Below are 11,212 nucleotides of genomic sequence, written 5' to 3' on the forward strand. Positions count from 1 at the left end.
GGCCGGGCGCCGGAGTGGTCGCCGTTGCCGGTGCAGTACGCGGACTACGCGCTGTGGCAGCGCGAACTGCTCGGTGACGAGGACGACCCGGACAGCGTCCTTGCACAGCAAGTGGCGTACTGGCAGGGCGCGTTGGCCGGTGCTCCGGAGGAGCTCGTGCTGCCGGTCGACCGGGCCCGCCCGGCGACCCCCACCTACCAGGCGCACTCCGCTGAGCTACGGGTGTCGGCCGAGGCCCATCGACGGCTGCTCGCCTCCGCCCATGAGCATGGCGCCACCCTGTTCATGGTGGTGCAGGCGGGGTTGGCGATGCTGCTGTCCCGGATGGGGGCGGGCGAGGACATCCCGATCGGGTCGCTGACCGCGGGTCGGACCGACGAAGGGCTCAATGACCTGGTCGGCTGCTTCGTCAACAACCTGGTGATCCGCGCCGACCTGTCCGGCGACCCGACGTTCACCGACATCCTGACCCGCGTGCGTGAGGCGGCGTTGGACGCGTTCGAGCATCAGGACGTGCCGTTCGAGAAGCTGGTGGAGGAGCTGGCGCCGTCGCGTTCGCTGGCCCGGCATCCGCTGTTCCAGGTGATGGCGGCCGTGCAGAACGCCGACCTGGTCTCCGCACGCGGTGCCGAGTCGGCGCTCAGGCTGCCGGGTCTGCGGGTCGGCTCGCTGCCCGGTGAGCACGCGATGCGGGAACTCGACCTGGACCTCGTGGTCGGGGAGGATTTCGACGGCGACGGTCGTCCCGCGGGGCTGCACGGCTCCCTCATCGGGTCGGCGGACCTGTTCGACGCCGCGTCGGTGGAGCGGATCGCGGGACTGGTGGCCCAGGTCCTGGAAGAGGTCGCCGCCCGCCCGGACGTACGGCTGACGGCGCTGCGGGTGCTCGGGACCGACGCGCGACGGCGGATGCTGGAGGAGTGGAACGACACCGCCGCCACGGCCCCCGACGGCCTGGTGCCGGACCTGTTCACCGCGCAGGCGGGCCGCACGCCCGCGGCGACCGCTCTGGTCTCGGGCGAAGTCGAGCTGACATACCGGGAGTTGGACGAGCGCTCCAACCGGCTGGCGCGTCGACTGGTGGCCGCCGGGGTCGGGCCCGAGTCGGTCGTCGCTCTGGTCCTTGAACGCTCGGCCGACGTGCTGGTGTCGATCCTGGCCGTCCTCAAGGCCGGTGGCGCCTATCTGCCGATCGACCCCGAACACCCGGCCGAGCGCATCGAGTTCATGCTCGCCGACGCCGCCCCGACCCTGGTGCTGACCCGGACGGAGAGCGTCTCCGCGCTGCCCGACACGATCACGGTGCCGGTGCTCGTCCTGGACACCCCGGAAACCCGCGAGGAGTTGGCAGGGCTCGACCCGGCGGCACTGACCGACGCCGACCGTACGGCACCGCTGCGACCGGCCCATCCCGCGTACGTGATCTACACCTCGGGATCGACCGGGCGGCCGAAGGGCGTGGTCGTCACCCAGGAGGGCTTCGCCAATCTGTCCGGCAGCCACGGACGGTTCGGGGCCGGACCGGGCAGCCGGGTCGCGCAGTTCGCGTCGATGGGCTTCGACATGTTCTGCGAGGAGTGGCTGCTCGCCCTGCTCACGGGAGCCGCCCTGGTGATCGTGCCCCAGGACCGGCGCCTGGGCCCGGAGTTCGCCCGGTTCCTGACCGAGGAGCGGGTGACGCACGCGACACTGCCGCCCGCCGTGGTGGCCACGCTCCCCGAGGACGCGCTCGACCCGTCCTTCGTCCTCGATGTCGGCGGCGAGGCCTGCCCGCCCGAGCTGGTCGCGCGCTGGTCGGACGGCCGCGTGATGTTCAACAGCTACGGCCCGACCGAGACCAGCGTGAACACCGCCGTGTGGGAGTGCCGCCCCGATCTCGACGCGGGCGCCGGCGTCCCGGTCGGCCGGCCCATCGTCAACACCCGTGTGTACGTGCTCGACGACGCGCTCAACCCGGTCCCCGTCGGCGTGGTGGGCGAGCTGTACGTCACCGGCACCGGGCTGGCCCGGGGCTACCTCGGGCGGCCCGCGCTGACCGGGGAACGGTTCGTCGCCTGCCCCTTCGAACCGGGGGAGCGGATGTACCGCACCGGTGACCGGGTGCGGTGGACGGCGGCCGGGGAGCTGGTGTTCGCGGGGCGTGCCGACGACCAGATCAAGATCCGCGGCTTCCGCGTGGAACCCGGCGAGATCGAGACGGTGGTCACCGCCCATCCGGCCGTCGGACAGGCCGTAGTGGTCGCCCGCCAGGACATCCCCGGCGACACCCGGCTGGTCTGCTACGTCGTGCCCGCCGTCGACGCGGACAATGGCGAACTGGCCACCGCTGTGCGGGAGTTCGCGGCCGGGCAACTGCCCGGGTACATGGTGCCCTCGGCGGTCGTCGTCCTGGCGGAGCTGCCGCTGACGGTGAACGCCAAGTTGGACCGCAAGGCCCTGCCCGCCCCCGACTACGCGGCCGACGGCGGAAGGGGCCGGGCTCCGGCCACCGTGCGGGAAGAGCTCCTGTGCCAGGCGTTCGCCGAGGTGCTCGGCGTGTCCGCCGTCGGGGTGGACGACGACTTCTTCGCGCTCGGCGGGCACTCCCTGCTCGTCGTGTCTCTGGTGGAGTGGCTGCGCGTACGGGGAGTGTCCGTGTCCGTGCGCGCCCTGTTCGCGACACCCACCCCGGCCGGTCTCGCGGCGGTCGCCGGTCCCGAGCAGGTGGTGGTCCCGGAGAACCGCATCCCGGAGGGTGCGCAGCACCTCACGCCCGACATGCTGCCGTTGGTCGATCTGGACGAGGCGGAGGTCGCACGGATCGTCGAGGCGGTGTCGGGCGGCGCGGCCAACGTGGCGGACGTCTATCCGCTGGCCCCGCTCCAAGAGGGCCTGTTCTTCCACCACTTGATGGCCGACCGTGACGGCACCGACGTATACGTGACGCCGACCGTCCTGCGCTTCGACACCCGGGAACTGCTGGACACGTTTGTCGACGCCCTGCGCTGGGTCGTCGACCGCAACGACATCTACCGCACCGCCGTCCTGTGGGAAGGCCTGCGCGAGCCTGTGCAGGTCGTACTGCGACGGGCTCAACTGCCTGTCACCCAGATCACGTTGGACGAAGGGCCGGACCCGGTCGAGCGGCTGCGCGCCACGGTCGGCGGACACATGGACCTCGGCCGCGCCCCGCTGCTCGACGTGCACGTGACGGCGGAACCGGGTGGTGACGGACGGTGGTTGGCGTTGCTGCGGATCCACCACCTCGTCCAGGACCACACCACCCTGGAGGTGCTCCTCGACGAACTGCGGGCCTATCTGTCCGGGCGGGCCGACGAGTTGCCCGAGCCGCTGCCGTTCCGCGAGTTCGTGGCGCAGGCCCGCCTCGGCGTCTCCCGCGAGGAGCACGAACGCCACTTCGCCGAGCTGCTCGGCGATGTCACCGAGACCACCGCGCCGTACGGACTCACCGACGTGCACGGCGACGGAGCGACCGCCGCCCAGGCGCATCTGCCCGTGGACGCCGAACTCGCCCACCGCATAAGGGAGTCGGCGCGCACACTCGGAGCCAGCCCGGCGACGGTCTTCCACCTCGCGTGGGCGCGCGTCCTCGCCGCGATCTCGGGCCGCGACGACGTCGTCTTCGGCACCGTCCTCTTCGGGCGGATGAACGGCGGAGCCGGCGCCGACCGGGTGCCCGGCCTGTTCATCAACACCCTGCCCGTACGCGTACGGGTCGGCGGGCAACGCGTGGCGGAGGGACTCAGCGGTCTGCGCCGCCAGTTGGCCGACCTGCTGGTGCACGAGCACGCCCCGCTGTCGCTGGCCCAGCAGGCCGCCGCCCTCCCCGGCGGCACCCCCCTGTTCACCTCGATCCTCAACTACCGCCACAACCAGGCCGCCCGCCGTGACCCCGCCTCCGCGCTGCGCGGCATCACCATGCTGTCCGCCCGTGACCTCACCAACTACCCCCTCGCGGTGGCCGTCGACGCCGACGACACCGGCTTCTCCCTCACCGTGGACGCGGTCGCCCCCGCCGACCCCACCCGCGTGGGCACCCTGCTCCTCGCCTGCCTGGACCGCCTCACCACCGCACTCGGCCACGCCCCCGACACCCGCCTCGACACCCTGGAGCTGCTCGACGCCGACGAACGGCACCGGCTCCTGCACACCTGGAACGACACGGCGACACCGCTCCCGGACCTGACCGTCCCCGCGGCGTTCGCCGCCCGCGCCGCCGACACCCCCGACGCCACGGCCCTCGTCCACGACGGCACCACCCTGACCTACGGCGAACTCGACCGCAGCGCAGACCGGTTGGCCGCCCGACTCGTCGCCGCCGGAGTGACACCGGAGTCCACGGTGGCGGTCCTCATGGAACGTTCCACCGACCTCGTCGTCACCCTGCTCGCGGTCCTCAAAGCCGGCGGCTCCTACCTGCCCCTCGACACGGCCTGGCCACCCGCCCGCATCCGGACCGTGCTGCGCGACGCCGGGGCACGGGTCGCGGTGGTGCACGCCGCCACCGCCGGACACGAGTCCCTCTCGGCCGACACCGACGGCATCCGCCTCATCGCGGCCGACACCGAGCCGGTACCGAGAGACGGCCGGCCTGTCTCCGCCGACATCACCCCGCCGCCCCCGGCCCCCGCCCCCGACCAGGCCGCCTACGTCATGTACACCTCCGGCTCCACCGGTGTGCCCAAGGGCGTGGTGACCACCCACCGTGACCTGATGACCCTGGCCCAGGACCGCTGCTGGGAAGCGTCCCGCACGATGCGCGTGCTGTTCCACGCCCCGCACGCCTTCGACGCCTCGTCCTACGAACTGTGGGTACCCCTGCTCAGCGGCGGCACCGTCGTGATCGCGCCGACGGCACCCTTCGGCGCCGCCGGACTCCGCGACCTGATCGCCGAGCACGAGCTGTCGCACGTCCACGTCACGGCGGGCCTGCTGCGCGTCCTCGCCGAACAGGACCCCGCCTGCTTCAAGGGCGTACGGGAAGTGCTGACCGGCGGGGACGTGGTGCCCCCGGCCGCGGTGCGCCGCGTACTGGAGGAGAACCCCGGTGTCGTGGTGCGGCACCTGTACGGGCCGACCGAGGTGACCCTCTGCGCGACCCAGCACCCCACCGACGACACGCACCGCATCGACGACGTGCTGCCGATCGGACGGCCGCTGGACAACACCCGGGCGTACGTCCTCGACGACACCCTCGCCCCGGTACCGGTGGGCGTCCCCGGCGAGCTGTACGTCGCAGGCACGGGACTGGCCCGTGGATACCTCGGACGCGCGGCGCTGACCGCCGAGCGCTTCGTCGCCTGCCCCTTCGGCGGTGCCGGTGAACGGATGTACCGCACAGGGGACCTGGCGCGCTGGGACACCGACGGGCACCTCGTGTTCGCGGGCCGCGCGGACGACCAGGTCAAGATCCGCGGCTTCCGGGTGGAGCCCGGCGAACTCGAGACCGTGCTCTCCACGCACCCGGGCGTGGCACAGGCCGCCGTCCTCGTCCGCGCCGACGCCGACGGCGAGAAGCAGCTCGTCGCCTACCTGGTCCCCACCGAGGACACCGCCGACCTCTCCGACGTGATCGACGGCCACGCCGCCCGGCGCCTGCCCGCCTACCTGCTGCCCGCGGCCGTCGTCGTCCTCGACGCGCTGCCGCTGACGGTCAACGGCAAGGTGGACCGGGCCGCGCTGCCCGCCCCCGTATGGACCACCGGTGCGGGCCGCGTCCCCGCCACCGTCCAGGAAGAGCTGCTGTGCGGCGTCTTCGCCGACGTCCTCGGCCTGCCCTCCGTCGGTGTGGACGACGACTTCTTCGCGCTCGGCGGACACTCCCTGCTGGCCACCCGCCTCGCCAGCCGGCTGCGGACCGTGCTCGGCAGGGAAGTGCCCCTCCGCGCCCTGTTCGACGCCCCCACCCCGGCGGCGCTCGCCGCCCGACTCGCTCACACCGAGCAGGGCCGCGAACCGCTCGGCCCCCAGGAACGGCCCGAGCGGATCCCGCTGTCGTTCGCGCAGCGCCGCCTCTGGTTCCTCCAGCGACTGGAAGGACCGAGCACCACCTACACCGTCCCGGTGGCTCTACGGCTGTCCGGCACCCTCGACCGCACGGCCCTGGACGCGGCCCTGCGCGACGTACTGGACCGGCACGAGGTGCTGCGCACGGTCTACCCGGCCACCGACGGCACCCCGTGGCAGCGGATCCTGCCGGTACCGGAGACCGGCTTCACGCTGGACGTCGTCGACGTCGCCCCCGACGACCTCACCGCCGAAGTGACCCGCGCGGGGCGGCACACCTTCGCACTCGATCAGGAAATCCCGTTGTGGGCACGGCTGTTCGCGACAGCGGCCGACGAACACGTCCTGGTCCTGGTGGTGCACCACATCGCCACCGACGGCTGGTCGACCGGCCCCCTGACCCGCGACCTCGCCACGGCCTACGCGGCGCGGTGCGCCCAACGGGCCCCGGAGTGGACACCGCTGCCGGTGCAGTACGCCGACCACGCCCTCTGGCAGCAGGAGGTGCTCGGAGACGAGAACGACCCCGACAGCCTCCTCGCCCGCCAAGTCGCCCACTGGCGACGGACCTTGGCCGGGGCCCCGGAGGAACTCGCCCTGCCCGTCGACCGGCCGCGCCCGTCGGCCGCCGGCCACCGCGGACACCTGGCCGACGCCGTCGTCCCCGCCGACGTCCACGCCCGCCTTGCCGACCTTGCCCGTGCCGAGGGCGTCACCCTCTTCATGATCGTCCAGACGGCACTGGCCGTACTGCTGTCGAAGCTCGGCGCCGGCACCGACATCCCCATCGGGACCACCGTCGCCGGCCGCACCGACGAAGCCCTCGACGACCTGGTCGGCTTCTTCGTCAACACCCTTGTCCTGCGCACGGATCTGTCCGGCGACCCCACCCTCGGCGAGGCGCTCGCCCGCGCCCGCGAGACCAGCCTCGACGCCTTCACCCACCAGGACGTCCCCTTCGAACGGCTCGTCGAGGCGCTCGCCCCGGCCCGCTCCACGGCCCGGCACCCGCTGTTCCAGGTCATGCTCACCCTCCAGAACACCGGGCAGACCCCCGCCCTCGACCTGCCCGGCATCCGCGTCGGAGGAGTCACCGGCCAGGGCACCCCCGCCAAGTTCGACCTCGACGTCGACGTACGAGAGACCCACGACGACGCCGGACACCCCACCGGACTGCGCGCCGCCGTCATCGCCTCGGCGGACCTCTTCGACCCGGACACCGCCGAGCGCATCGCACACGCCCTGGAACGCGTGCTGGACACCCTCGCCCGAGGAGCCGACCAACGCCTCAGCGCCATCGACATCCTCGACGAGGACGAGCGCCACCGCGTCCTGACGCACTGGAACCGGCCCGAGATCCAGGTCCCCGCCGTCACCCTGCCCGAACTCTTCGACACCCAGGCGGCCCGCACCCCCGAGGCCGTCGCCCTCGTCGACGACGGCCGCCACCTCACCTACGCTCAACTCGACGCCCGGGCCAACCAGTTCGCCCGGCATCTCATCCACCGCGGAGTGGGTCCAGAGACCCTGGTCGGCGTGGTGATGCGACGCTCCAGCGACCTGGTCGTCGCCCTGCTCGCGGTCCTCAAGTCCGGCGCCGCCTACCTCCCCGTCGACCCGGACTACCCCCAGGACCGCATCGCCTTCGTCCTCGCCGACGCGGGCGCCCACACCGTCCTCACCACAGCCGACTGCGCCGCCGTCCTGCCGCCGGACACACCGTCGCTGATCCTCGACGATCCCGAACTCCTCGCCGAGACCAGCAGGTTGGACGACACACCCCCGACCGACACCGACCGCACGACCCCGCTCCGCCCCGACCACCCGGCCTACGTCATCTACACCTCGGGCTCCACGGGAACCCCCAAGGGCGTCGTCGTGCCCCACCGCAACGTCGTCTCCCTGTTCACCGCCGGCCAGGAACTCTTCCGGTACGGCGCGGACGACGTCTGGAGCTGGTTCCACTCCTACGCCTTCGACTTCTCGGTGTGGGAACTGTGGGGCGCCCTGCTGCACGGCGGGCGCGTCGTCGTCGTGCCCTTCGAGGTGTCACGCTCACCCGAGGAATTCCTGCGGCTGCTGGAACGCGAGCGCGTCACCGTCCTGAGCCAGACCCCCTCCGCCTTCTACCAGTTGATGGCCGCGGAGGCCCGCACCGGCTCCGGCCCCGGCACCGCTCTGCGGACCGTGGTCTTCGGCGGCGAGGCCCTCGATCCCGAGCGCCTCACCGACTGGTGGCTACGACACCCCGACGACAGCCCTCGGCTGATCAACATGTACGGCATCACCGAGACCACCGTGCATGTCACCCACCATCGGCTCGACCCGCACACCGACCTCACCGGCAGCGTGATCGGACAGGCGCTGCCCGGACTCGCCGTCCACGTCCTCGACGAGTGGCTGCACCCCGTACCGGTCGGCGTGACCGGCGAGATGTACGTCACCGGCGCCCAGTTGGCCCGCGGCTACGCCGGCCGACCCGGCCTGACCGCCGAACGCTTCGTCGCCGATCCCTACGCTCCCGCCGGCCGCCGCATGTACCGCACCGGCGACCGCGCCCGCTGGACACCCGACGGCCGACTGGTCTTCGCCGGACGCTCGGACGACCAGATCAAGATCCGCGGCTTCCGTATCGAGCCCGGCGAGGTGCGCGCCGTACTGGGCACCCATCCCGCCGTGGCCGAAGCCGCGGTGATCGCCCGCGAGGACACCCCCGGCGACACCCGCCTGGTCGGCTACGTCGTGCCGCTGGACGACGCCGAAGAGGGACTGGCGGGGTCGGTGCGCGCCTACGCGGCCGAGCGCCTGCCCGCGTACATGGTGCCGTCGGCGATCGTGGAACTCTCCGCGCTGCCGCTGACGGTGAACGGCAAGGTGGACCAAGCAGCCCTTCCCGCACCGGAGTTCGGGACCGGTGGCGGTCGGGCACCGGTGACGGTGCAGGAGGAGTTGCTGTGCCAGGCGTTCGCCGAGGTGCTGGGACTGCCGTCGGTGAGTGTTGACGACGACTTCTTTTCCCTGGGTGGGCATTCGCTGTTGGCGATCTCGTTGGTGGAGCGTCTTCGTGCGCGGGGTGTTGCGGTGTCGGTGCGGGCGTTGTTCGATACGCCGACGCCGGCGGGGCTTTCTGTGGCGGCGGGGCCGGAGCGGGTGGAGGTGCCGCCGGTTCTGATTCCGGAGGGTGCGGAGTCGATCTCGCCGGAGATGTTGCCGCTGGTTGATCTGGACGAGGCTGAGATCGCGCGGATCGTGGAGGCGGTCCCGGGTGGTGCGGCGAACGTGGCGGACGTGTATCCGCTGGCCCCGCTCCAGGAGGGCCTGTTCTTCCACCACTTGATGGCCGATCGCGACGGCACCGACGTCTACGTGACCCCCACAGTGCTCGAATTCGACGCGCGGGAGCGGCTGGACGATTTCCTACGGGCGTTGCAGTGGGTCGTGGACCGGCACGACGTCTACCGGACCGCGATCGTCTGGGACGGTCTGCGCGAACCCGTACAGGTCGTCGCCCGACGCGCTGAACTCACCGTCACAGAACTCACGTTGAACGACGACACGGACGCGGTGGAACAGCTGCGTGCCGCCGCCGGCACGTGGATGGATTTGGACCGTGCGCCGTTGCTGGACGTCCATGCCGCGGCGGATCCGGGTCACGGGGATCGGTGGTTTGCACTGCTCCGGATCCACCACCTCGTCCAGGACCACACGACGTTGGACGTGCTCCTCGGCGAGCTGCGTGCCTTCCTGTCCGGCCGCGCACACGAATTGCCGGAGCCGCTGCCGTTCCGGGAATTCGTGGCACAGGCCCGGCTGGGCGTGTCGCGTGAGGAGCATGAGCGGTACTTCGCGGAGCTGCTCGGCGATGTGACCGAGACGACCGCTCCCTACGGCCTGACGGATGTGCACTCCGCCGGCCGAGCGTCCGCCCATGGCCATCTGCGTCTGGAAGAGGAATTCGCGGATCGGTTGCGGGGGGTGGCGCGGGGGCGGGGTGTGAGTCCGGCGACGGTGTTGCACCTGGCGTGGGCGCGGGTGCTCGCGGTGGTGTCGGGGCGGGACGATGTGGTCTTCGGGACGGTGTTGTTCGGTCGGATGAACGCGGGTACGGGCGCCGACCGGGTGCCGGGCCTGTTCATCAACACCCTTCCAGTACGAGTGCGCGTCGACGGTCAGAGCGTCGACCGGTCCCTGGAGGACATGCGCCGGCAACTGGCCGGACTACTGGTGCACGAGCACGCCCCGCTCTCGCTGGCCCAGGCGGCGAGCGGAGTTCCGGGCGGCAGCCCGCTGTTCACGTCGATCTTCAACTACCGCCACAACCAGACGCGTCCGGGACCCGAGGACGACGGCGCCATCCAGGGCATCAGGACGGTGTTCTCCCGCGAACACACCAACTACCCGCTGGACGTCGCCGTCGACGACGACGGCTCCGGGTTCGCGATCACCGTGGAGGCGGTGATGCCGGTTGATCCGGAGCGGGTGTGCGGGTTGTTGCGGGAGAGCGTGGCGAATGTGGTGACTGCGTTGGAGTCGTCCGACGAGACGCCGTTGGCGGCGGTTGATGTGCTGGGTGTGGAGGAACGGCACCGGGTGTTGGCCGAGTGGCAGGGTGGTGCGGTCTCTGGAGCACCGGATGCGATGGTGCCCGGGTTGTTCGAGGCGCAGGTGGTGCGGACGCCGGATGCGGTGGCGGTCGTCTGCGGTGAGCAGGTGTTGACGTATCGGGAGTTGGACGAGCGGGCTGGTCGGGTTGCCGGGTATCTGGGCGCCCTGGGCGTGGGTCGCGAGTGTGTGGTGGGGCTATGCCTGCCGCGGGGTGTGGACATGGTCGCGGCGCTCCTCGGTGTGTGGAGGGCGGGTGCGGCCTATGTGCCGCTGGATCCCGAACTCCCTGCCGACCGGATCGAGTTCGTGGTTGCTGACAGTGGTGCGCGCTTGGTGCTGGCTGAACGGGACGTCGTACCGGGCGCGGCGCTTGATGTGCCGGTTGTGCGTGTGGGTGAGGCCTTCGCCGCTGTGTCTGTGCCTGCTGCGTTGGTCGGTTCGGGGGATTTGGCGTATGTGATTTATACGTCGGGTTCGTCGGGGCGGCCGAAGGGTGTGGCGGTTGCGCATGGCGGGCTGGCGAATCTCGCGGAAGTGATTACACCCGTGTTGGGTGCTGGTCCTGGCGTCGCTGTGTTGCAGTTCGCGTCGTTCGGCTTCG

The 11,212-nt window shown here is 71.6% G+C and carries 1 protein-coding gene; it reads left to right on the top strand.

The window, feature by feature from the left end; translation table 11 throughout:
* A partial coding sequence (locus tag ACWDR3_RS45460; RefSeq protein ID WP_450358577.1) for an amino acid adenylation domain-containing protein occupies positions 1–11,212 on the top strand: 11,212 nt, incomplete at both ends.

The organism is Streptomyces sp. NPDC001002, from assembly GCF_053599215.1.